Annotated in this window: 20 protein-coding genes and 1 pseudogene; 12 read left to right on the forward strand and 9 right to left on the reverse strand. The window is 73.8% G+C overall.

Features of this window, described 5'->3' with window-relative positions; all coding sequences use genetic code 11:
• Positions 1 to 671: 671 nt before the first annotated feature.
• Positions 672 to 983, reverse strand: coding sequence for a MazG-like family protein (locus M8C17_RS03925; RefSeq protein WP_252414927.1), 312 nt, complete (start codon positions 981 to 983; stop codon positions 672 to 674).
• A gap of 214 nt (positions 984 to 1,197) precedes the next feature.
• Here M8C17_RS03925 and M8C17_RS03930 point away from each other — a divergent pair, with 214 nt between their 5' ends.
• A complete protein-coding gene (locus M8C17_RS03930) occupies positions 1,198 to 2,565 on the forward strand; it encodes a hypothetical protein (RefSeq protein WP_252414928.1) in 1,368 nt (455 codons plus the stop codon).
• A 2-nt stretch (positions 2,566 to 2,567) separates the two neighbouring features.
• Positions 2,568 to 2,981, forward strand: a complete 414-nt coding sequence (locus tag M8C17_RS03935; RefSeq protein WP_252414929.1) for a hypothetical protein — start codon at positions 2,568 to 2,570, stop codon at positions 2,979 to 2,981.
• Positions 2,982 to 3,051: 70 nt separating this feature from the next.
• On the opposite strand, the gene M8C17_RS03940 is transcribed toward M8C17_RS03935, so the two are convergent.
• From M8C17_RS03940 to M8C17_RS03955, 4 genes are all read right to left on the reverse strand, one after another.
• Positions 3,052 to 3,765 (reverse strand): hypothetical protein, encoded by a 714-nt coding sequence (locus M8C17_RS03940; protein WP_252414930.1) that lies wholly within the window; start codon positions 3,763 to 3,765, stop codon positions 3,052 to 3,054.
• A gap of 389 nt (positions 3,766 to 4,154) precedes the next feature.
• The gene (locus M8C17_RS03945) at positions 4,155 to 4,631 is read right to left on the reverse strand and encodes a VOC family protein (protein WP_252414931.1); all 477 of its coding nucleotides are present in this window, start codon (positions 4,629 to 4,631) and stop codon (positions 4,155 to 4,157) included.
• 201 nt (positions 4,632 to 4,832) lie between these two features.
• The gene (locus tag M8C17_RS03950) at positions 4,833 to 5,462 is read right to left on the reverse strand and encodes an MBL fold metallo-hydrolase (protein ID WP_252414932.1); all 630 of its coding nucleotides are present in this window, start codon (positions 5,460 to 5,462) and stop codon (positions 4,833 to 4,835) included.
• Positions 5,459 to 6,547 carry an S-(hydroxymethyl)mycothiol dehydrogenase gene (locus M8C17_RS03955; RefSeq protein WP_252414933.1) on the reverse strand — a complete coding sequence of 363 codons (1,089 nt, stop codon included), beginning with the start codon at positions 6,545 to 6,547 and terminating at the stop codon, positions 5,459 to 5,461. The genes M8C17_RS03950 and M8C17_RS03955 overlap by 4 nt, the downstream gene beginning before the upstream one ends.
• A gap of 184 nt (positions 6,548 to 6,731) precedes the next feature.
• Between M8C17_RS03955 and M8C17_RS03960 the strand changes: the two genes are divergently transcribed.
• The 4 genes from M8C17_RS03960 (at position 6,732) to M8C17_RS03975 (ending at position 10,892) form a co-directional block, all read left to right on the forward strand.
• Positions 6,732 to 7,151: a hypothetical protein gene (locus tag M8C17_RS03960; RefSeq protein WP_252414934.1), complete on the forward strand. Its 420-nt coding sequence runs from the start codon at positions 6,732 to 6,734 to the stop codon at positions 7,149 to 7,151.
• 69 nt (positions 7,152 to 7,220) lie between these two features.
• Positions 7,221 to 8,108 (forward strand): glycosyltransferase family 2 protein, encoded by an 888-nt coding sequence (locus tag M8C17_RS03965; RefSeq protein ID WP_252414935.1) that lies wholly within the window; start codon positions 7,221 to 7,223, stop codon positions 8,106 to 8,108.
• Positions 8,109 to 8,180: 72 nt separating this feature from the next.
• Positions 8,181 to 9,368, forward strand: coding sequence for a low temperature requirement protein A (locus tag M8C17_RS03970; protein ID WP_252414936.1), 1,188 nt, complete (start codon positions 8,181 to 8,183; stop codon positions 9,366 to 9,368).
• A 66-nt stretch (positions 9,369 to 9,434) separates the two neighbouring features.
• On the forward strand, positions 9,435 to 10,892 hold the full coding sequence (locus M8C17_RS03975; protein ID WP_252414937.1) for a cryptochrome/photolyase family protein: 1,458 nt from the start codon (positions 9,435 to 9,437) through the stop codon (positions 10,890 to 10,892).
• Positions 10,893 to 10,895: 3 nt separating this feature from the next.
• On the opposite strand, the gene M8C17_RS03980 is transcribed toward M8C17_RS03975, so the two are convergent.
• Together M8C17_RS03980 and M8C17_RS03985 are read right to left on the reverse strand one after the other, a co-directional pair.
• Entirely contained in the window at positions 10,896 to 11,789 is an 894-nt protein-coding gene (locus tag M8C17_RS03980; RefSeq protein ID WP_252414938.1) for an SDR family oxidoreductase, read from the reverse strand.
• A 63-nt stretch (positions 11,790 to 11,852) separates the two neighbouring features.
• Positions 11,853 to 13,352 (reverse strand): NAD(P)/FAD-dependent oxidoreductase, encoded by a 1,500-nt coding sequence (locus tag M8C17_RS03985; RefSeq protein WP_252414939.1) that lies wholly within the window; start codon positions 13,350 to 13,352, stop codon positions 11,853 to 11,855.
• Between the two features lie 113 nt (positions 13,353 to 13,465).
• Between M8C17_RS03985 and M8C17_RS03990 the strand changes: the two are divergent.
• Positions 13,466 to 14,121: pseudogene (locus M8C17_RS03990) on the forward strand (TetR/AcrR family transcriptional regulator); the annotation flags it as partial.
• Between the two features lie 11 nt (positions 14,122 to 14,132).
• On the opposite strand, the gene M8C17_RS03995 reads toward M8C17_RS03990, so the two are convergent.
• Together M8C17_RS03995 and M8C17_RS04000 are read right to left on the reverse strand one after the other, a co-directional pair.
• Positions 14,133 to 14,591, reverse strand: a complete 459-nt coding sequence (locus M8C17_RS03995) for a hypothetical protein (protein ID WP_252414941.1) — start codon at positions 14,589 to 14,591, stop codon at positions 14,133 to 14,135.
• Positions 14,591 to 15,070 (reverse strand): hypothetical protein, encoded by a 480-nt coding sequence (locus tag M8C17_RS04000; protein WP_252414942.1) that lies wholly within the window; start codon positions 15,068 to 15,070, stop codon positions 14,591 to 14,593. The genes M8C17_RS03995 and M8C17_RS04000 overlap by 1 nt, the downstream gene beginning before the upstream one ends.
• 44 nt (positions 15,071 to 15,114) lie before the next feature.
• On the opposite strand from M8C17_RS04000, the gene M8C17_RS04005 reads away from it, so the two are divergent.
• The 5 genes from M8C17_RS04005 to M8C17_RS04025 all read left to right on the forward strand — a co-directional run bounded on the left by M8C17_RS04005 (position 15,115) and on the right by M8C17_RS04025 (position 22,254).
• Positions 15,115 to 16,107 (forward strand): YafY family protein, encoded by a 993-nt coding sequence (locus tag M8C17_RS04005; protein ID WP_252414943.1) that lies wholly within the window; start codon positions 15,115 to 15,117, stop codon positions 16,105 to 16,107.
• Between the two features lie 99 nt (positions 16,108 to 16,206).
• Positions 16,207 to 16,839: an ATP-binding cassette domain-containing protein gene (locus tag M8C17_RS04010; protein ID WP_252414944.1), complete on the forward strand. Its 633-nt coding sequence runs from the start codon at positions 16,207 to 16,209 to the stop codon at positions 16,837 to 16,839.
• Positions 16,836 to 18,116 (forward strand): ABC transporter substrate-binding protein, encoded by a 1,281-nt coding sequence (locus M8C17_RS04015; protein ID WP_252414945.1) that lies wholly within the window; start codon positions 16,836 to 16,838, stop codon positions 18,114 to 18,116. Before M8C17_RS04010 ends, M8C17_RS04015 begins: the two co-directional genes overlap by 4 nt.
• A complete protein-coding gene (locus M8C17_RS04020; protein ID WP_252414946.1) occupies positions 18,113 to 19,879 on the forward strand; it encodes an ABC transporter permease subunit in 1,767 nt (588 codons plus the stop codon). Before M8C17_RS04015 ends, M8C17_RS04020 begins: the two co-directional genes overlap by 4 nt.
• On the forward strand, positions 19,876 to 22,254 hold the full coding sequence (locus M8C17_RS04025) for a tetratricopeptide repeat protein (protein WP_252414947.1): 2,379 nt from the start codon (positions 19,876 to 19,878) through the stop codon (positions 22,252 to 22,254). Before M8C17_RS04020 ends, M8C17_RS04025 begins: the two co-directional genes overlap by 4 nt.
• Positions 22,255 to 22,296 lie beyond the last annotated feature (42 nt).

Consider the following 22,296-nt stretch of genomic DNA (forward strand, 5'->3'; position numbering starts at 1 on the left):
AGACACCCGCATCACCGCTCGGGGGGAACGGCATAGGGGTGCAAGCACCTCGTCCGGCGCTCTCAAACACGGGAGGAAAAGTCTCACGGCGGCTCACGGGCGCAGGGCTCGTGGCGCCGGGTCTGTGTGTAACGACCGCCGGGCCAGGCTCATTCCGGGGTGCGGCACCCTGACGTGCGGGTGCTGGTGCGGTCGTTCAGGGGATGTGTAACGACCGGGGGTGGCCTGGCATTCCAACCCGGCGGGGGTCGGGGCGGCGGGCCGTGGTGCTGCGATCGTCAGGGTATGTAACGACCCCCGACCGGCCCCCATTCCGCCGCACGGATGCACCGGATCACAGGTCAATGCGGCATGAACCGGACAACAGGCCACTCGCGGGTCAGTCGCCCGACCAGTCCGGAGTCACACCGGCCCCTGCGGAGGGTGATCCACTCGGCATCCCTGACATCGGGCATCCTGACGCCGGGGAAACCACGACATCACCGACAACGAGTCGATCACCCGCCACGGGGCGACGCCCGGCCGGGTCTCGGCGACACCGGCGATACCTCACAGGTATATATATGCCTCACAGGTATCGCGGCCACGACCGCGACCGCCACCCGGCGGGCTTGGCTTGCTGCGTGGCCCCAAGGAAGTCGCCGGCACCACCGGCGGCGGGCTGCGGCCGGTCAGCCGGCGAGTCGGGAGCGGACCTTGGCGGCGCAGGAGTCGAGCACCGTCCGCGCATCCAGGCCCAGGCTCTCGATTGCCACCAGCGCCGTGAAGGCGACGTCGGCCAGTTCCGCCGCAACGTCCTCGCGGGTGTGGGTGACGCCCTTGCGCGGATTCTGCCCGAGCAGACCGATCCAGGCGGCCGAGGCCTCCCCCGCCTCCTCGGTCAGCTTGAGAATGCGGCAGGTCAGTTCCGTCTGCCCGGTGCCGTTCGCCGCGTCCAACCAGCCACGCGACGCTCGGGCGGCCTCCCAGATCGACTCGTCCACGGCGACCAGTCAACCCGACCGACCTGCGAGGTCACACAGCCGGGCCCCACCACCACGGCGTGCTCTGACCGGCCGGACAGTTGAGCCTGACCGAGCGATCAGCGCAGCCATTGACTCCGGTCGACGGCGGTTCTAGGTTCAGGGCGCTACCGGCCGGTAGGCAACCGTCCCGCCTGGTCGCCCCCGGGCGACATCCGTCCGATGGGGAGCACCGATGCTGTCCACACCCGTCCGTACCCTCCGCCGTCTGCTCGGCGCCACCGCGACCCTGACCCTGGCGGTCGGGCTGGCCGGCGCGGCGCCGGCCAGCGCCGCCGACCGCGACCCGACAGGCGGCCAGCCGCTGCCCGGGTACACCATCGAGAATCCGCCGCTCGCGCCGCTGGTCGTGGCCGGCAAACCGACGACGGTACGCCAGGGCGTGCACCGCCACGCCGGGTACATCATCGAGGTCCCCGCCCGGTGGAACGGTGACCTGGTGCTGTGGGCGCACGGCTACCGCGGCCAGGGCACGGTGCTCTCGCCGGAGCAACCCGGCTTCGGGCTGCGCCAACGGCTGCTGGAGCAGGGGTACGCCTGGGCGTCGTCGTCGTACGACCGCAACGGATTCGACATCCGCTCCGGGGTGCTGGGCACCAAGGACCTGTCCGAGCACTTCGGACGGACGATCCGCCGGCCGCACCACACCTACCTGGCGGGGGTGTCGATGGGCGGGTACGTCATCGGCCGTTCGCTGGAGCAGTACCCCGGCTACTACGACGGGGCGCTGCCCATGTGCGGGGTGCTCGGCGACCAGACGCTGCTGGACTTCTACCTCGACTACAACCTCGTCGCGCAGACCCTCGCCGGGGTGCCCGCCTACCCGACGCCGGCCGACTACCTGACGAATGCCGTACCACGCATCCAGGTGGCCCTCGGTCTGGCCGGGCTCACCCCCACCGGGCCGGACACCACCACCGACCGGGGTAAGCAGCTGCGGGCGATCACGGTGAACCGTACGGGTGGGCCGAGGCCCGGCGCGGACGCCGCGTTCGCCGTGTGGAAGGACTTCCTCTTCTCGATCAGCGTGACCAGCGGCGGTGACTCCCCCGCGCAGCGGCCCGGTCAACTCTCCACCAACCTGCTCACCCGCTACAGCCCGAACACCCCGGTCAACGTCAACGCCACCGTCCCGCGGATCGCCCCGGAGAACGTCCGGCAGCGACTCCTGCCGACGCTGACCGAGGTGCCACGGATCGCCGGCCGGCCCACCGCGCCAGTGCTCAGCCTGCACGGCCTCGGTGACCTGTTCGTGCCGTTCAGCATGGAGCAGGCGTACGCCACGGACGTGGCCCGGCACGGCCGCAGCAAGCTGGTGGTGCAGCGGGCCATCCGGGCCACGCAGCACTGCGAGTTCAGCCCCGCCGAGGCTGGCGCCGCCTGGGACGACCTGGTGTCCTGGGTACGCACCGGCAAACGCCCGGCCGGCGACACGGTGACCGATCCGGCCGTGGTGGCCAGGGCAGACTACGGCTGTCGATTCAGCGACCGGGCCGCGTACGCCGCCGGTGTCGGCACCCGCCGCCTCTACCCGGCCTGCTGAGCATGCGCGGCGCGGTCGCCGGCGGGTTGATCGGCCTGTGCCTGCCCCTCTTTCCCCTCGGGCTGGCCACGCTGGTCGTCGCCGACGGCGTCGCCCGGTTGGTCGGCGCGGCGGCGATGCTCGTGGCCGTCGCCATGGCCGTTGGCTGGTGGTATCTCGCCGGACGTCACGACGGCGCGGCGGACCGCGTCGGTCCGCGACGCCACCTCCTGCTCAGCCTTGCGGCGTTGGGTGGCGTGGAGTTTGTCCTGATCGGTCTGGGTTGGAGCGCCGCAGTCGGCGGATGGGGCAAGGCGATCGCCCTGGCCTGGATCGCCGTCGGCGTAGCTCTCTTCGCCGCGTTCTGGCGGAAGGTCGTGCCGTACTACGTCGACGAGCCTCCGGGGGCGGACGGCGACGCACCGGAGCAGCGCTGACAGCGGGCGAACGAACGACGCCGGCCGGCTCCCTCTCGGGAACCGGCCGGCGTGTGTCATCGCTGTCGTATCACCAGAGCTGCTGGACGAGGTCCGCCGCCTGCTCCTCCCACTGCGCGTACGCGTAGGGGAACGCGGAGACCTGGACGGTCTGCGCGGCGGTGGTCAGCGGCAGGTCCTGCCAACCGCCCACGTTCTTCAGTGCGCTGAAGAACGCCGTGGCGGCGTACTCCGGGTCGGTGATCTGCTCGGGCGTGCCCCAACCGGACGACGGGCGCTGCTGGAACAGGCCCTGCGAGTCGTGGTCGTTGTACGCGCCGAGGTGGCCGAGGTTGTACAGCTTCGACTCCTGCAGCGAGGTGGCGATACCGATCACCGCGCCTCGGTCGCCGACGCCGGTCTTCTTGGCCGCGTCGACGATCGCCCGTGCGTTGGCGAGCTGCGCGTCGTCGAGCGGGATGCGCGACTGGGCGCCCTCGATGCCGTGGGGGATCAGTTCCTCGCGGCTCGGCTTGCCGGCCGGCGGCTTGCCGGTGGCGGAGCCGGTCGTCAGCCCGGACTCTACGGGCTGGTCCTCCTGACGTGCGGAGGTGGCGGCCTTGCCGGTGGCGAGGTCGATGGCGGCGACAGCGCCCTGGTGCGGCCCGGAGGTGACCGGGGCTGCGGCTGCCGTCGGTGCGAGCGCCAGGCCACCGAGGGCGGCAACACCCACAACGCTCAGCGCGGTCTTGCGGTACTGGTCCTTAGCGATGGCGGGGAGCCATCGAGTGAAGTCGACCTTCACGATGGTTGCCCTTTCGATCGTGCGGAGCGCTCCGGGGTGAACACTCCTCGGGAGATGACCGCGGAAAAGGGTTTGGGCTCCGGCGGTACGGGGGACACAACCAGGTTCACCTGTCGGGCATTCCGGAAATGCCCACGCTCGGCGAGGTGCGGTCCCGGTCACCCCCGGAAACCGGACAGGTCAACCTCTCACCGCCTGCGCCCGGCAATAGTGACGCAGAGTGGCCTTCGGGGCGGTAGGCCACTCCCACCCAACAGCCTTTGCGCTGCTTCAACAGACGCAACAGTTACGGACCGTGCGGACCTGTCGACAACCTCCGGAGCCACCCGAAACTCGCCTTACGCAGGTCAAGGGACGTGTTGCGTCTGTGTCAGACGGTGTCAGACCGGTCAGGACCGGTCAGAACGATCACGTCCGGTGCTGGCGCCGTCCGTCTCGGCCCGCTCCTCCGGCGGGTGCAGCTCCTGAAAGACGGTGATCTGAAGGTCGGCCGGCGCGGCGAGGCGGGCGTTGAGCGACTGCCAGGGGGTGCGGGTGGGTGGCGCGATCTCGCTCGCCCCGGCGGCGACGAGTCGGGAGGTCGTCTCTCGGGCGTCGTCCACCTCGAAGGCCACCCGGATGCGGGGCGCGACCTGTCGGCCTACCTCGACCTCGTCGATCATGCGCTTCTGCGCCGGGTTGGCGATCTCCAAGGTCGCGCGGCCGGCGTCCAGGATCACCACCCGGGCGTCCCCGTCGCCGCTGAACGCCGCCTCCTCACGCAGGCCGAGCGCGTCCCGGAAGAAGGCGACGGCCGCCTCGTGGTCCGCTGCCTCCACGACGAGGCGCAGCTGACGGACGACGGGTGCGGGGTGCTCGGCTGCCATGAGCGGGATGATAGCGCCGGCCAGCGGCGCTAGATCGGGACCGTCCGGAAGGGAGCGGCCATGGACGAAGCCGAGAGCGGCGACACGTACCTGCCGCGCCCGGTCGGCCGGGTCCGCCTCACCGACGCGGCGTGTGCGCCGAGGCAGGGCGACGAGGGGGCCCCGGACGCCGCCCACCGGCCCGCGACCGGAAAACCACGCTCAGTGGCCCCGGGCCAGCCACTCCTCCAGGTGCGGGGCCTCCGCGCCGATCGTGGTGTCGTCGCCGTGCCCGGTGTGCACGACAGTCTCCGCCGGCAGGCTGAGCAGGCGGGTACGGATCGACCGGACGATGGTGTCGAAGTCGCTGTACGAGCGGCCGGTGGCACCCGGCCCGCCGGCGAAGAGCGTGTCGCCGGTGAACACCGCGCCCAGCTCCGGGGCGTGGAAGCTGCACGCGCCGGGGCTGTGCCCGGGGGTGTGCAGCACCCGCAGCGTGGTGCCGGCCACCTCGATGCTCTGCCCGTCGTGCAGCTCGCCGTGCGGTGGCAACTGGGGGTGGACCATGTCCCAGAGCACCCGGTCGGCGGCGTGCAACAGCACGGGCGCGCCGGTGGCCCGGGCCAGCTCGGGCGCCACCCGGACGTGGTCGTCGTGCGCGTGGGTGGCCAGGATCGCCCGGACGTGGCGGTCGCCCACCAGGGTGAGGATCGCGTCCACGTCGTGCGGCGCGTCCAGGACGACGCACTCGCTGTCGTCGCCGAGCACCCAGACGTTGTTGTCCACGTCGAAGGTCTGCCCGTCCAGGGAGAACGTGCCGGAGGTGACCGCGTGGTCGACCCGGGCGGTCACGGGAACACCACCACCGAGCGGAGCACGTCGCCGTGGTGCATCCGGTCGAACGCGTTCTCCACCTGGTCGAGCGCGATCTCCTCGGTGACGAACGCGTCCAGGTCGAGCCGGCCCTGCAGGTACAGCTCGGTGAGCATGGGGAAGTCCCGACTGGGCAGGCAGTCACCGTACCAGCTGGACTTGAGTGCGCCGCCGCGCCCGAAGACGTCCAGCAGCGGCAGCTCGATCTGCATCTGCGGGGTGGGCACGCCCACCAGCACCACCGTGCCGGCCAGGTCCCGGGCGTAGAACGCCTGCTTCCACGTCTCCGGCCGGCCCACCGCGTCGATCACCACGTCAGCGCCGAAGCCACCGGTGGCGGCACGGATCGCCTCGACCGGGTCGGTCTCGGAGGCGTTGACGGTGTGCGTGGCGCCGAACTTTCGGGCCCAGTCCAGTTTGCGGCTGTCGGTGTCCACCGCGACGATCGTCGTGGCGCCGGCGAGGGCCGCGCCGGTGACCGCCGCGTCGCCGACGCCGCCGCAGCCGATCACCGCGACCGAGTCGCCGCGGGTGACGTTGCCGGTGTTCATGGCCGCGCCCAGCCCGGCCATCACGCCGCAGCCGAGCAGGCCCACCGCGGCGGGTCGGGCGGCCGGGTCCACCTTGGTGCACTGCCCGGCGTGCACGAGGGTCTTCTCGGCGAACGCGCCGATGCCGAGTGCGGGGGCGAGTTCGGTGCCGTCGGTGAGGGTCATGCGCTGGGTGGCGTTGTGGGTGTTGAAGCAGTACCAGGGGCGGCCCCGGCGGCAGGCGCGGCAGACCCCGCAGACCGCCCGCCAGTTGAGCACCACGAAGTCGCCCGGGGCGACCTCGGTGACGCCCTCCCCCACCTGCTCGACGATGCCCGCCGCCTCGTGGCCGAGCAGGAACGGGTAGTCGTCGTTGATGCCACCCTCGCGGTAGTGCAGGTCGGTGTGGCAGACCCCGCAGGACTGGATCCGGACGATCGCCTCAGCCGGGCCGGGATCGGGCACCACGATGGTGGTGACCTCGACCGGCGCGCCCTTGCTGCGGGAGATGACTCCCCGGACTTCCTGGCTCACTGCGCCTCCTGCTGGTGATCTGCGGCGGAGCTGGTGCCGGGCGGGCGGGTGCGCCGGCCCGGCGTTGGGCCCCTGGCGAACCTACCGCGATCACCACGGCTGGCCCAGTCGGCCGGTTGGCGGGTTATCGCCGGTCGGGACGGGTACGCGGGCCGCATTCGAGCCACGGCCACGGGGAGTGAACATGAAGCTGGCGCACCTGCCGCTACGGGTCAGCATCGGCGCGTACATCCTCAACTCGGGTCTGACCAAGCGGAACCTGGAGGGCGAGGCCGCGCAGGGCATGCACGGGATGGCCGTGGCGGCCGTTCCGCAGCTCGGCCAACTGGAGCCGGCGCGGTTCGCCAAGCTGCTGTCGTACTCGGAGATGGCCCTGGGGGCCGCGCTGATCGCCCCGTTCGTCCCGGCCACCCTGGCCGGGCTGGGCCTGACCGCGTTCGGCGTTGGCCTGGTGCAGCTCTACCTGAAGACGCCGGGGATGCGCGAGGCGGGCAGCGTGCGCCCGACGCAGCAGGGCAGCGGCCTGGCGAAGGACGTGTGGCTGGTCGGCGCCGGGTTGACCCTGGTGCTGGAGGGGTTGACGCACGGCCGCCGGCACCACTGATCCGACCGACGCGAGGGTCGGCCGGCCGCGGCAGGCGTGAGCTGGCCGCGCCGGGGTAGCAGGGCCGCCATGACCGACGTGACCGTGGTGGTGGCCACCCGCAACCGACGTGCGCAACTGCTCGACACGCTGGGCCGGCACGCCGCCCCGGTGATCGTGGTGGACAACGGCTCCGACGACGGCACCCCGGCCGCGGTGGCCCGGGCCTTTCCCGCGGTGCGGGTGGTGCGGCTCGACGGGAACGCGGGCGCTGGCGCGGCCCGCAACATCGGCGTCGAGCTGGCCGACACTCCCTTCGTGGCGTTCGCCGACGACGACTCGTACTGGGCGCCGGGTGCGCTGGAACGAGCCGCCGCAATCCTGCGGGGGCACCCCGGCACCGGCCTGCTCACCGGGCAGGTGCGGGTCGGGCGGGAGCAGCGGCTCGACCCGGTGTCCGCCGCGATGGCCCGCGCGCCGCTGGGCACCCCGCCGGGCGCGCCGGGGCCCGCGGTGCTGGGCTTCCTGGCCTGCGCGGTGGTGCTGCGCCGCTCGGCGTTCCAGCAGGTCGGCGGCTTTACCGAGCGGCTGGGCACGTACGGCGAGGAGGCGCTGCTGGCGATGGACCTGGCCGCGGCCGGCTGGCAGTTGGCGTACGCCGACGAGGTGGTGGCTCACCATCTGCCTCTGCCGGCGGGACGGGACGGGCTGGCCCGGCAGCGGATGGAGGCGCGCAACCGGCTGCTCACCGCGCTGCTGCGCCGCCCGGCCGGGGTGGTGCTGCGCACGGCGGCCACCGTGGCCCGGGACGCCGCCGGCCGGGGCGGGCTGTTCGACGTCGGCCGTGAGGTGGGGTGGGCGCTGCGGGGCCGGCGCCGGTTGCCGGCCGAGGTGGAGGCGGCCCTGCGCACCCTGGCCCGGCGTGAGGCAGGCGAGCCGGTCGCGCCGCCGCCGGCCCGGGTGGCCCCGGCCGGCTGACCTCGCCCTGCGGCGATCATTCTCGGGACGGGTGCCGGGCTCGCTATCGTGTGGGCGACCCGAGGAGCTGCGTTGACCCGTTCCCCATCCGTGCGGCCGTTCTACCGGCCGATGAGGCCCCGTTCCCGGGATGAGCCGCACCGCTCGGCCACTCCGCTGGAGCTGTTCTTCGACCTCTGCTTCGTGGTGGCCGTGGCGCAGGCCGCCAGCAGCCTGCACCACGACGTCTCCGAGGGTCACCTCGGTCACGCGGTGACCAGTTACGTGATGGTGTTCTTCGCGATCTGGTGGTCGTGGATGAACTTCACCTGGTTCGCCTCGGCCTACGACACCGACGACGACGTCTACCGGATCACCGCGCTGGTGCAGATCACCGGAGCACTGATCCTGGCGGCCGGGGTGCCGCGCGCCTTCGCCGACGGCGACTTCACCGTCATCACCTACGGGTACGTGGTGATGCGGCTGGCTGCCGTCGTGCAGTGGAGCCGAGCGGCAGTCGGCGACCCGGCGCACCGCGCGGCGGCACGCCGCTACGCGATCGGCGTGACCGTGGTGCAGGTCGGCTGGTTGCTGCGGTTGGCTCTGCCCGCCGAGTGGGGCATGGCGTCGTTCGTGCTGCTGGCGCTGGCCGACCTGCTCGTGCCGGCGGTGGCCGAGCGACCTGGAATGACCCCGTGGCATCCCCGGCACATCGCCGAGCGGTACGGACTGTTCACCCTCATCGTGCTCGGTGAGGTGGTGCTGTCCGTCTCGGTGGCGATCCAGACCGAGCTGGACGCCGGCGACCAGAACCTGTGGACGCTCACCGCGGCGGGTGTGATCATCGTGTTCGCGCTCTGGTGGCTCTACTTCGACCGGCCGATCGAGGCGCCCGACCGGCTGCCCTACTCGCTGGTCTGGGGCTACGGCCACTATCTGATCTTCGCCGCGGTCGCCGCGGTCGGCGCGGGCCTGGTCGTGGCGGTGGACCACGAGCGGCACATCGGGCACGTCTCCGGGGTCACCGCCGGGTACGCGGTCGCCGTCCCGGTCGCCGTCTACCTGCTCACCGTCTGGGTGCTGCACGTCCGCCGGCAGCAGCACGGGGCGGTGGTCGTCGCCTTTCCCGTCGTCGCGCTGTTGGCGCTGCTCGCGCCGCTGGGCCCGGCCCCGGTCCACGTGCTCGCGCTGCTCCTCTTCGCCCTGGTGGCGCTGACGGTGTTGATGCGCAGGCGCGACGTCCGACGGGGCACGATGCCGGTTGACGCCGACCCGGCCTGATTCGGCACCCCCGGGGTTCCGGCCCGCCACCGGGCGCGACGGCCCGGAAGTCGGCAGAATTGCGGCATGCTTCGCCGCCGATGGCTGTTGGCCGACCAGCTCGGGCCACACTTCCTCGACGACCCCGACCAGCCGGTGCTGCTGGTGGAGATCCGGGAGATGTTCCGCCGTCGGCCCATGCACCGTCAGAAGGCGCACCTGATCCTCTCCGCGCTGCGGCACCGCGCCGCGGAGCTGGGCGACCGGGCGCTGCTGCTGCGGACCGACACGTTCCGAGAGGCGCTGGCGCAGGTCGGCGAGCCCGTGGAGGTGTGCCATCCGCACTCCCGGGCGGCGCTGCGCTTCGCCCGGTCGGTCCCCGGGCTGACCGTGCTGCCGCCGCGCGGCTTCGTCACCAGCCAGGCCGACTTCGCCTCCTGGGCGGACCGGGCCCGGCGCGGCCCGCTGCGGATGACCGACTTCTACCGGCACGCCCGCCGCCGGCACGGTGTGCTGACCGCCGCCCCGGGCGACACGACCGGGCGACCCCGCACCGAGGGCCACGCCACGCCGGCGGCACCGCCACCGCCGCCACCGCCGATCGTCGAGGACGACATCGACGCGCAGGTCCGTCGCGAGCTGGACCGGTGGGCGGCCGACGGGGTGCGGTTCGTCGGCCGCGACGGCCCCCGCCGGTATCCGGCCACGCACGCCGAGGCGCAGGCCCGGCTGGAGCACTTCCTGACCCACCGGCTGCCCGGGTACGGCCGCTACGCCGACGTGATGAGCGTCGACGACCCGCTGTTCGCGCATTCGGTGCTCTCGTCCTCGTTCAACCTCGGGCTGCTCGACCCCGAGCCGGCCGTCCGCGCCGCCGAGCAGGCATGGCGGGCCGGCACCGCTGCGCGTACGGCGGTGGAGCCGTTCATCCGGGGGCTGCTCGGCTGGCGCGAGTTCCTCTGGCAGCTCTACTGGTACTTCGAGCCGGGGTTCCGGGGCGCCGACTGGCTGGCCGCCACCGAGCCGCTGCCGGAGTGGTTCGCCGAGCTGGACGCCGACGCGGTCGAGGCCCGCTGCCTGTCCGACGTGCTCGCCAGCGTCCGGGACCGGGCGTGGACGCACCACGCCCCCCGACTGCTGGTGCTGGGCAACTACGCGTTGCAGCGCGGCTGGCGCCCGGCCGAGGTCGTGGACTGGTTCCGGCAGTGCTTCGTGGACGGCACCGACTGGGTGATGAACGCGACCGTGATCGGCATGAGCCAGTACGCCGACCTGGCCCGGGTGGACACGCGACCGTACGCGGTGGACGGCACCGACATCGACGAGATGAGTGACTACTGCTCCGGCTGCCGCTACGCGCCGGAGCGGGCGCTCGGCGACCTGGCGTGCCCGTACACCGGGGGTTTCGAGAGTTTCCTGCACCGCAACCGGGACCGGCTGGTGGCCGACCCCCGGCTCGCGGCCGAGCTGGCCCGCCGCGACGAGCCGGAGCACCGCGAGGCGGTGCTCGCCCAGGAGGAGAAGCGGGGCAGCAGCCCGCCCTGACCGTCAGCCGCCGGCCACGTCGGCGGCCGGCGCGGCGGCGGTGGGCGCGGCGGCGGTCGCCGGGCGGACGACGCCCCGGTTCAGGCCGGTGACGAGCAGCCGGTTGTAGGAGGCCGGCAGGAGTCGGGCGAGCAGGTCGGGCACCTTCGCCGACCAGCCGATCAGCACCCGGCCCCGGCGACGCTCGACGCCACGCAGGATCACCTCGGCGGCCCGTTCCGGCGCGATGGTGAGCAGCTTCTCGAACTGTGCCCGGCCGGCCGCGTACTCCTCGTGGGAGACGCCGCTGCCGACCCGGGCGTTCTCGGTGATCCGGGTGCGGATCCCGCCGGGATGCACCGAGGTGACGCCGATGCCGTCGTCGACCAGCTCGTGTCGCAGGGCCTCGGTGAAGCCGCGTACCGCGAACTTGCTCGCCGAGTAGGCGGTCTGCCCGGCCGGCGCGATCAGCCCGAACAGGCTGGAGATGTTGACCAGGTGCGCGCCCGGCTCCGCCTTGAGGGCGGGCAGCAACGCGTGGGTCAGCTGCACCACGGCCCGGAAGTTGACGTCGATCACCCAACGGAACTCGTCGTACGTCACCTGGTCGAACCGGCCGCCGAGGCCGACACCGGCGTTGTTGATCAACAGCCGGACCCTCGGATGCCGCTGGCCGATCTCCGCGGCCACCTGGCCGGTGGCCGCCTCGTCGGCGAGGTCCACCACATGGGTGTGCAGGTGGCGGTCCGGGTGTTCGGCGCGGATCGCGGCGGTGACCACGTCCAGCCGCTCGGCGTCACGGTCCAGCAGGACCAGGTCGCTGCCCCGGCGGGCCAGGGCGTGCGCCAGTGCGGCACCGATGCCGCTGGCCGCGCCGGTGACCACGGCCGTGGCACCGGCGAAGTCGAACCTCTGCACGATGGGTGCTCCTCTCCTGGCGGGTCTCCGGCGGAGGCCGGGATGTGCTCGGGGATGCGCCGCTCAGGCAACCCGGGTGCCGGCCGACTCGGCCGGGTCGACGGCGCCACGAGCGCGGGAGAACCGCACTCCCTCGTCGGTCAGCCGGCCGTGCCGCATCAGCAGCACGTCGCGCGCGTAGTTCTGGTAGAGCCGCCACGGCGCCGCCGCGCCCTGCTTGGGCAGCGCGTCGATGCTGCGCAGCACGTACCCGGAGTGCAGGTCGATGAGCGGGACCCGCTCGTCGTCGGGCGGCGGGAGCGGGGTGACGACCTGCTGGCCGGTGCGGTCCAGGTGGCGCAGCAGCCGGCAGACGTAGCCGGCGACCAGGTCGGCCTTGAGCGTCCACGAGGCGTTGGTGTAGCCGATGGTCAGCGCGAAGTTCGGTACGCCGGAGAGCATCATGCCCTTGTAGGCGACGGTGCTCGCCAGGTCGACCTCGGCGCCGTCCACGGTGAGCGTCAGGCCACCGAGGGCCAGCAGGTTGAGCCCGGTGGCGGTGACCACGACGTCGGCGGGCAGCTCGTCACCGGAGGTGAGGCGGACGCCGTGCGCGGTGAACGTGTCGATGGTGTCGGTGACCACCGACGCCCGGCCCTCCTGCAACGCGGTGAAGAGGTCACCGTCGGGCACCACGCAGAGCCGCTGGTCCCAGGGGTCGTAGCGGGGCGAGAAGTGCCGGTCGACGTCGTAGCCGACCGGCAGCCGACCCTTGGCGGCCCGGCGCAGGAGCCGCCGTACCAGCCCGGGCGCGCGCCGACTCAACTGGAAGTTGAGGGTGGACAACAGCACGTTCTTCCAGCGCACCACCGGATACGCGGCCCTCGCCGGCAGCCAGCGCCGCAGCGCGTCGGCCAGCACGTCCCGTGAGGGCAGCGCCATGACGTACGTCGGTGAGCGCTGGAGCATGGTCACGTGGGCGGCCTGCTGCGCCATGGCCGGCACCAGGGTGACCGCGGTGGCGCCGCTGCCGATCACCACGACCCGCTTGCCGCTGTGGTCGAGGTCGTCGGGCCAGTGCTGCGGATGCACCAACCGCCCGGTGTACGCGTCGATGCCGGGCAGCGGTGGCGTGTAGCCCTCGTCGTAGCGGTAGTAGCCGGCGCAGGCGAAGAGGAACGAGCAGGTCAACACCGTGGTCTCGGCGGTGTCGGTGCGCTGGGCGTGCACCGTCCAGCGGGCGGTGGCGCTGTCCCACTCGGCGCGCAGCACCCGGTGGGAGAAACGGATGTGCCGCTGCACGTCGTACTCGCGGGCCGTCTCCCGGACGTACTCCCGGATCGCCGCGCCGTCGGCGATGGCCTTCGGGTCGGTCCACGGCTTGAAGGAGTAGCCGAGGGTGAACATGTCCGAGTCGGACCGGACACCCGGGTAGCGGAACAGGTCCCAGGTGCCGCCGATGGCGTCGCGCGCCTCCAGCACCGCGTACGTCTTGTCGGGGCAGTCGCGGCGCAGGTGGCAGGCGGCGCCGATGCCGGACAGGCCGGCGCCGATGATGAGCACGTCGACGTGGTCGGAGGTCATGGCGTTCCTCCATCCGGGGCAGTGGACCGGACACTATCCATCGACGTCGACACCCGTCAACACCCTGTCGAGTTTCGTCGACAGGGTGTTGAGTTCGGGTAGCATCAGCGGCCATGACGACCTCCCCCACCGGCACCGGGAAGGCCGGCGCACGGGGTCGCCGCGCCGCCCGCTCCACCGGCGACGACCGGGAGACGGCGATCCTCGGGACCGCCGAACGGTTGCTGGAGCAGCGCGCGTTCGCCGACATCTCGATCGACGACCTGGCCCGAGGTGCGGGCATCTCCCGGCCGACGTTCTACTTCTACTTCCCGTCCAAGGACGCGGTGCTGCTGACCCTGCTGGACCGGGTCACCGAGGAGGCCGACGCGGCCGCCGGAGACGTGCTCGTACGCCTCGCCGAGGACCCCCGGGCACGCTGGCGTGAGCTGATCCACCGGTTCCACGAGACGTTCGGCGCGCACCGCGCGCTGGTGCTCGCCTGCGCGCAGGTCCGTGGCACCAACGCCGAGGTACGCCGGCTCTGGGCGGCGGTGCTGGAGCGTTGGGTGCAGGCCATCGAGGCGGCCATCGAGGCGGAACGACGACGCGGCGCGGCCCCGGACGGCCTACCCGCCCGGGACCTCGCCATCGCGCTCAACTCGATGAACGAGCGCGTCTGGTACGCCACGTTCGCCGGCGACGGTCCCGCGGTCGCCGAGCGGGACGTGGTGGACGTGCTGCTCGACCTCTGGATGGCCGGCATCTACCGCGACACCACTCCCCGACCGTCGAGCTGACCTACTCCGCCGCCTTGGTGAACTCCATGATCCAGTTGGTCTCCCAGGTGCGCTCGCCGTCGGCGGAGAACGCCTGCTCCCAGCGGGCGGTGGTCGCGGTGATCCCCGACCAGATGAACCGGCACCGGACCGGGCGCCCCTCGTGCTGGTCGTCGGCGTAGAAGCGGCCGACGCCGTCGACGAAGCGGCCCACCATCGGCGGCTGCTCCAACTCGCCGCGATCGCTGTTCATCCAGTAGATCGACCACTCCTGGCGCGCCGGGTCGAAGATCCTGATCGTGGCGCCGGCCGAGCCCTTCGTCGGGAAGGTGATCTCGTCGAAGTGGCCGCCGCCGCCGAAGAAGCCGTGGGCGGTCGACAGCCCCGGAAACTCCTCCCACTCGTCCGAGCCGACCAGCCGCTTGCGCAGCCGGCGGTTGACCACGTTCCAGGTGCCCACAAAGAAGTCGAAGTCGCCCATCAGCGGCCCACCGGCCCTTCCGCTCGTGTGTCGTGCAGGTAACCGGTCAGGTCGGGGCTCTCCGGCACCAGCATGTGCCGGACCCAGGCGGCGCGCTCGTGCTCCAGCACCGCCAACTCCCAGACGCAGCCCGCTCCGGGACGGCGCAGGTCGACGAAGTGTGTCGGATCATCGTCCGGGCAGTCCAGTGCCGGTTGCCCGGCCGCCGCGATGCGGACCTCCACCACGTTGTCCCACATCCAGGTGTACGCCAGCAGGTAGGCGCCGCTGTCCGCCCCCCGGTGCAGCACCACCCACCCGGCGGCCGGCGTGCCGTCGTCCTCCACGTCGGCCAGCAGCGCCGGCAGCAGGTCGTACGCGGCCTTCTCCACCTCCGGTTCGATCCGCTGCTCCGGCTGGTCGATGTGGTAGCGCTTGAGCTGCCGGCCGTCCACCATGACCGGTCCCGGTGTTCGTAGATCCTTGTCGCGAAATGCCATGCCGGGACGGTAGGACCACTCCCCTGACAGCTAGTGTCAGTGAAGTGCGAGCGAGTCGACTTCTCTCCGTCCTGCTGCTGCTCCAGTCGCACGGCCGGCTGACCGCCGCGCAGCTCGCCGAGCGGCTGGCCGTCTCGCCGCGCACCATCTACCGGGACGTGGAGTCGCTGCACGCCGCCGGCATCCCGCTCTACGGCGAGGCCGGGCACGCCGGCGGCTACCAACTGGTCGACGGCTGGCGGACCCGGTTGACCGGGCTGACCGTCGAGGAAGCCGACCGGCTCTTCCTCGCCGGGCTGCCCGGGCCCGCCGGCGAGTTGGGCTACGGCGACGTGGTGGCCGCGCTGCAACTCAAGCTGCACGCCGCGCTGCCCGCGCCGCTGCGCGACCGCGCCACCCAGCTCCAACAACGCTTCCACCTCGACACACCCGGCTGGTACGCCGACGGCGACGCCTCCCCCGAGCTGGCCCGCACGGCCGAGGCGGTCTGGCGGCAGCACCGCATCGAGGTGCGCTACCGCAGCTGGCGGGGTGAGGTGACCCGGGTGCTGGAGCCGTACGGCCTGGTGCTCAAGGGCGGCCGCTGGTACGTGGTGGCCGACCAGCCCGGTCGGGGCGCACCGGCGACCTACCGGGTCAACCAGATCCTCGCGCTGACCCCGCTCGAGCAGGGGTTCGAGCGGCCGGCCGACTTCGACCTGCCGGCCTGGTGGCGGGCACACGTGGTGCAGTTCCGGGCCCGCCTGCACCGCGACGAGGCCACCGTCCGGCTCTCCCCTGCCGGCCGGGCACGGCTGCGGGAGATCGGCAGCGATCCGGTGGTCGCCGCGATGGACGCCAGCGCCGGGCCGCCCGACGGGCAAGGCTGGGTGACCGCCGTGCTGCCGATCGAGTCGCTCACCCACGCCCATGGCGATCTGCTGCGCCTCGGCGCCGACGTGGAGGTGCTGACCCCGGTCGCGCTGCGCGAGCAGCTGACCGCCACGGCGGCCGGGCTGGCCGCCCTCTACGCGCCTGCCGACCAGTCCGCCCGGTGACAGCCCGCCCCGGGCGGCTTCTCCACAGTGGAAGATCCGAGGGGCATCGACCGTCGGCACGGTGTGCCACCCTGGGACGGTCACCAGCGGTCACCGGAGGTGAGGGTCACGTTACGGCTACGCGCACTGGTCGCCGTCCCCGGCACCGGGCCGGTGACCCTCGACGTCCCGGCCGGCTCGACGGCCGCCCTGGTGGCACCACCCCGGGTCGGCACGGCCGTCGCGCGGGTGCTGGCCGGGCTCGCCACCCCGGTCACCGGCCGCGTCCTGGTCGGCGACCGCGACGTCACCGCCCTGCCGCCGCCACGCCGGCAGATCGGCTACGTGCCCGCCGGCGGCGCGCTGCTGCCGCAGCTCACCGTGCGCCGCAACATCGAGTACGGCCAGCGCAAACGCGAACGGGTGCACGAGGTGGCCGACGACTGGACGGCCACCGTGGTGGACCGGCTGGAGCTGGCGCCGACGCTGGCCCTGCTGCCGCACCTGCTCTCCGACGCCCAGCGCTTCCGGGTCGCCCTGGCCCGGGCTGCGGTGTGCCTGCCCGAGGTGCTCGTCATCGACCTGCCCACCGACCCGGCCGGCGGCAGCCGCCTCGGCGATCTGCTGCCCCGACTCTCCCCACCGGACGCACCCGGGGTGGCCGTGCTCGTGTGCACTGCGGACCAGGCCGCCCTGACCGAGATCCCCCGCCGGCACGAGCTGCTCACCGAGCCCGACGGGATCAGCCGGTGACGCCGACGGGCCGGGTGAGCCGGCGTAGCCTGCTGCGCGCCGCCGCGGCCGGCACCGCGGTGACCGCCGCCGGCTGCACCGGAGGCACCCGGTCGGTGCAGGTGGCCGTCGTCTGGAGCGGAAGCGAGCTGGAGCGGTTCCGCAGGGTCGTCGCTGGCTACCCCGCCCCGGTGCACGTGGTCAGCGCCGGCAACGACATCGACGCGTTCCTGCGCGCCCGGCATCTCGCCGGCACCAGCCCGGACGTGGCGATCCTGCCGCGCCCCGGCCTGGTCACCGAGTACGCCCGGCGGGGGTGGCTGAGCCCCGTGCGCCCATCGACGGAGTACGCGGTGCCCACCGGGCTGAGCGACCTGCTGATGACCCGCGACCGGCGCTACGGCGTCTGGGTGAAGGCGGCGCACAAGTCCCTGATCTGGCGCCTGCCGTCGGTGCTGCCCGACCCGCCCGGCAGCTGGGACGAGCTGGTCACGCTGACCCGCCGCCTCGGCGCAGTCGCCCGGCGCGGCGCCGGCCCGGCACCGCTGGCGATCGGCGCGGCGGACGGCTGGGTGCTCACCGACTGGTTCGAGAACGTGCTGGCCGACCTGGCACCGGACGCCTACGACGCCCTCGCCGGGCCGGACGCCGACTGGCAGGGCCGGCCCGTGCGCGACGCCCTGGACCGGCTCGCCGAGCTGTGGAGCATCGACGGAGCCTTCCCCGGCGGGGGGCGCCGCGCCCTGCTCACCCAGTACGAGGAGTCGGTGATCCAGGTGGTGCGCTCCCGGCGCGCGGTCATGGTCTTCGAGGCCGACTTCACCGCCGAGGTGGTCGGCACGTTCCGGCGCGGCCCGGAGGAGCCGGTCACCTTCCGGTTCCCGAGCACCCGGCCCGGCGGGCGCGGCCCACTGATCGTCGGCGGCGACGCCGCGGTGGCGTTCGTCGACGCCCGGGGCGGGGTCGAGCTGGTCGAGTGGCTCACCAGGGCCGACTCGTTCCAGCCCTGGCTGCGCGCCGGCGGCTACCTGTCGCCCAACACCACCATCCCGCTGGACGGCTACGTCGACCCGGTCCGCCGCCAGCTCGCCGGCGAGATGCGCGCCCCCGGCACCCTGCGCTTCGACCTCTCCGACCAGCTGCCCGGGCCGTTCACCGGCTCCGACGGCCTGGGCATCTGGCGCATCATGCAGGACTTCTTCGCCGACGTCACCGACGGCGTGTCCGCCGCCGACGCGATCCGTCGGGCCACCGGCCAGCTCGCCGCAGCGGCACGCAGCGCGGGCAGCGGCCGATGAGCCAGGTCCGGGTGCTCGGCGAGCTGGCGGTGCTCGACGACGTGGGGCCGCCCCGGCGTGGCCGGGCGTACCCCGCGGCCGGGGCCACCTCCGCGCTGCTGCTGCCCGCCATCGTGCTGCTCGGTGGCCTGGTGGTGTGGCCGGTGCTGCGCACCCTGCACGCCAGCGTGACCACCGACGGTCGCTGGGTCGGCGTGGATCACTTCGAGACCGCGCTCGCCGCGCCGGGCACCGGCGCGGTGGTCGGCCGCACGGTGCTCTGGGCGGTGCTGGTGCCGGCGGTGGTGACGGCGCTGGGCTACCTGCTCGCCGCCGCGTCCCGCCGCTCGCAGGAGGGCGGGCTGGTCCGCCTGATCCTGCTGGTGCCGGTGGCGTTGCCGCTGGTCGTCACCGGGGTGACCTTCCGCCTGATGTACGACCCCGACCCGACCCGGGGCCTCGCCACGCTGGTCGCGGCGCGGCTGACCGGCCGGTCCGCCGAGGACGCCCCGCAACTGCTCGGGCCGGGCCTGGTCACGGTGGCGCTGATGTCGGCGTTCGTCTGGGCGTGGGTGGGGCTGGCCGTGCTGGTCTTCCGCGCCGCGCTGGACGCGGTCCCGCCGAGCCTGGCCGACGCGGTCCGCGCCTACGGCGGCGGTCGACGCCACGTGCTGTGGGACGCGCAGTGGCGGCCGCTGCTGCTGCGGACCGTCGCCGTCGTCTTCGCGCTGGTGGCGGTGGGGACCAGCCGCACCTTCGACCTGATCCTGGTGATGACTCCCGGCTCGGTCCGTGACGAGGCCGCCGTGCTCGCCCTGCGGGTGTGGCAGACCTCGGGTGGCACCACCACCGGCGAGGGCGCGGCCCTCGGCGTGGTGTGGATGGTCGCGGTCGTCGGCGGGATCCTGGTGGCGGCGCTGTTCGTCCGGCAGGCGTGGCCGCCCCCGCGTGCCGAGACACCACCGGACCCGGGCCGGGTCGCCCCGCCCCGGCGGGTGTTCCGGTTGCTCGCGGCCGGTGCCGCGGTGGCCTGGCTGGTGCCGCTGGCGGTGCTGGTCGCCACCTCCATGCACGGGCGGGTGGACGCCGCCGCGCGCGGCTGGTGGTCGGCACCGCCGGGCATCGGCTCCTACCGCGCCCTGCTCACCGGCACGGAGCTGTGGCGGACGCTGGCGTTCACGCTGCTGCTGGCCACCGTGGTGACCGCCACGGTGCTGGTGGTCGCGCTGCTGGCCGCGTACCCGCTGGCGTGGCTGACCGGGCCGGCCGCGCAGGCCACCGGGCTGCTGCTGCTCGCGGCCAGCGTGGTGCCGGTCCAGGTCATCGCCGGACCGGTCAACGAGGTGCTGGGCCTCGTGCTCTCCTCCGGCACCGCCCGCGGCCTGGCCCTCGTGCACGTGGCGCTGGGCGTGCCGTTCGCGGTGCTGGTGCTGCGCAACGCGTTCGCCGACCTGCCGGCCGAGCAGGTGCGCGGCGCCCGGCTGGGCGGACGGCGCTGGTGGGGCACCCTGCGCCGGCTGGCCCGGCACAACCTGCCCGCCGTGGTGGCGGTCTCCGTGCTGGAGTTCGTCCAGGTCTGGAACGACCTGGTGGTGGGTCTGCTGTTCAGTTCGCCGGAGGCGGCACCGCTGGGGCTGTTCCTGGCCGGGCAGACCCGCGGCTTCGTGAGCAACAGCGGTCTGCTGGCCGCCAGCTCGGTGCTCGCCTCGGTGCTGCCGGTGGTGCTGGTGGTGCTCGCCCGGCGGCACCTCGTCGCCGGGCTGGTCTCCGGGGGCGTCCGGTGACCAGCCCCACCGGCACCGGCCGGGGGCCGCGCTGGCCGGTGCTCATCGCGGTCGGCACGCTGGTCAGCGGGGTGCTCGGCAACCTGGCCAGCAACCTGCTCTCCGAGCTGGCCGCCAGCGTGCTCGGGCCGGCCAGCATCGTGCTGGTGATCAGCGGTGGAGTCGGCTTCGTGGTGTTCGAGATGCGCCGCCGCCGCGCCGCCCGGGAGGTGAGCCCGGAGCCCACCGACGTCGTCGCCGTACCGGCCACCGGCGCGCCGACGCTGCCCTATCCGGCCGGCTTCACCGGACGCGACGAGCACGTGCACGCGGTGCTCGGGCTGCTCGCGCGCGAGCACGCGGTGGCCGTGCTGGGCCGGCGGGCGGTGGGCACCTCCGCCTGCGCCGTGCAGGCGGCGAACCTGTGCCGGGAGGACTTCCCCGACGGGCAGTACTACCTCGACCTGCGCCGCGGCGGCCGACCCCGGTCCGCCCGGCAGGTGCTCACCGCGCTGGCCGGGGTCCTGGGCACCGCGCCGCCCACCTCGGGCCGGCCGGACGCCCTCGCGGTCGCCGCCGACGCGCTGCGCCGCCAGCTCGACGGCCGCAAGATCCTGCTGGTGCTCGACAACGTCGACCGCCCCGAGCAGGTCCGGCCACTGCTTCCGCCCACCGCACGCACCTGCCGGCTGCTGCTCGCCGGCGGCCCGGCGCTGAGCGGGCTCGAGGGCGTGGTCGCGCACTGGATCGCCGAGCCGGGCCCGGCCGAGGCGGTGGAGCTGTTCGCCGCCGCCGGCGTGGCCGCGCCAGCCGCCCGGATCCGCCGCGCGGACCCGCGGAGCGACCCGGCGGTCCGCGAGATCGTCGAGCTGTGCGGGCAGCAGCCACGCACCGTCCGGGCGCTGGGCTACCGCACCGCGCAGCACGGCTGGCGGCACGCCGACGTGCTGGACGCGCTGCGCCGCGCGGTGCAGACACCCCCGCACCAGCGGGTCACCATCTCGCCGGCGGCGCGGCTGGTCACCGAGCGGGACACCGCGTACCGGGCGCTGACCCGCGAGGCCCGCCGCCTGTACCGGCTGATGTCGCTGGCCCCCGCGCCGGTGGACCGGCCGGCCATCGCCGCGCTGGCCGGTCGACACCCGGAGCGGGTGACGGCGCTGCTCGACGAGCTGGCCGCCGCGGCGTTCGTGGTCGGCGCTCCCGGCGACCGGTACGAGATCCGCCCGCTGCTCGCCGGCAACGCCCGGCTGCACCTGCGAAGTGCCGATCCCGCGCGGGCCCGGGTCGCCGCGCAGGCCCGACTGACCCGGCACCTGGCCCGCCGGGCCGAACGGCACGCGGCCAACCTGGCCGTGCTCGGCTCCCCACCGGACCGGGAGTGGTCACTGCCGCTGGACGACGACCCGTACGGCTGGTTCGACCTGCACCAGGAGCTGCTGCTGGCGGTGGTGCGGGTGCCGGCCGGCGCGGCCGAGACGCTGCCCCGGCGGGTGCGACGGTGGTGGTTCCGGCTGGCCGTGGCGCTCTGCGGGTGGCTGGCACACGCCGAGCGGCTGGACGAGTGGGAGCAGGTGTGCCGGACGGTGCTCAACACCCCGACCGCCGACGACCGGCCCGAGATCGCCGGATGGGCGCACAACGAGCTGGGGGTGCTGCGCCGGCGCCGGCACGACCCGCAGGGGGCCGCCGCCGCGCTCACCCTGGCGGTGGCCGAGCGTGGGAGGCGGGGCACCGCCCAGGCCCGGATGAACCTCGGCCTGGCCCTGCTCGACCTGGGGCAGCTCGACGACGCGGTGGAGCACCTGGAGCTGTCCCGCCGGCACCGCTCGGGCGCGGACCGGGCCGGGCTCGCGCTCACCGACCTGGGCCTCGGCGCGGCGCAGCTGGCCCGGGGCGAGCTGGACACCGCCCACCACCACCTCGTGCGGGCGGCCAACACGTTCCGGTCGGTCGGTGACGCGCGCGGCTACGCCGCGGCGCTGACGAACCTGGTGCTGGTGCACTCCGCCCTCGGCGAGCACCTGGACGCCGCGCAGGCCTGGCGGGCCGCGCTGCGCGAGTACGAGTCGGTCAGCGACCCGACCAGCCGGGCGGCGGCGCTGCTCAACGCCGGTGCGACGCTGCTGACCGCCACGCCGGCCCAGGCACGCGCGGCATACGAGCTGCTGGCCGAGAGCCGGCGGCTGCGCGAGGAGAGCCGCCCCACCCCGGGGCTCGCGCGGACCCTGCTGTACCTCGGTGACGCCGCCGCCGAGCTGGGCGACCGGTCCGAGGCGCGGCGGCACTGGGCGGACGCGGCGGCGGTGGCCGAGGAGGTCGACGACGCCGACGGGCTGGCCGCCGCCGACCGCCGCCTGGACGACGGCGCGGACCGGGCACCAGCCGGCCCGTGATCAGCGGACGAGCGCCGGCGGGACGCTCCGGTCCGGCATCGG

This window comes from Micromonospora sp. RHAY321 (assembly GCF_023896955.1).
Lineage (GTDB): Bacteria > Actinomycetota > Actinomycetes > Mycobacteriales > Micromonosporaceae > Micromonospora.

Excerpts from the sequence above, each read along its gene's own strand:
- M8C17_RS03930 (WP_252414928.1), top strand. The coding sequence starts at position 1,198 with ATGCTGTCCACACCCGTCCGTACCCTCCGCCGTCTGCTCGGCGCCACC.
- M8C17_RS03935 (WP_252414929.1), top strand. The coding sequence starts at position 2,568 with ATGCGCGGCGCGGTCGCCGGCGGGTTGATCGGCCTGTGCCTGCCCCTC.
- M8C17_RS03945 (WP_252414931.1), bottom strand. The coding sequence starts at position 4,631 with ATGGCAGCCGAGCACCCCGCACCCGTCGTCCGTCAGCTGCGCCTCGTC.
- M8C17_RS03960 (WP_252414934.1), top strand. The coding sequence starts at position 6,732 with ATGAAGCTGGCGCACCTGCCGCTACGGGTCAGCATCGGCGCGTACATC.
- M8C17_RS03965 (WP_252414935.1), top strand. The coding sequence starts at position 7,221 with ATGACCGACGTGACCGTGGTGGTGGCCACCCGCAACCGACGTGCGCAA.
- M8C17_RS03975 (WP_252414937.1), top strand. The coding sequence starts at position 9,435 with ATGCTTCGCCGCCGATGGCTGTTGGCCGACCAGCTCGGGCCACACTTC.
- M8C17_RS03985 (WP_252414939.1), bottom strand. The coding sequence starts at position 13,352 with ATGACCTCCGACCACGTCGACGTGCTCATCATCGGCGCCGGCCTGTCC.
- M8C17_RS03995 (WP_252414941.1), bottom strand. The coding sequence starts at position 14,591 with ATGGGCGACTTCGACTTCTTTGTGGGCACCTGGAACGTGGTCAACCGC.
- M8C17_RS04000 (WP_252414942.1), bottom strand. The coding sequence starts at position 15,070 with ATGGCATTTCGCGACAAGGATCTACGAACACCGGGACCGGTCATGGTG.
- M8C17_RS04020 (WP_252414946.1), top strand. The coding sequence starts at position 18,113 with ATGAGCCAGGTCCGGGTGCTCGGCGAGCTGGCGGTGCTCGACGACGTG.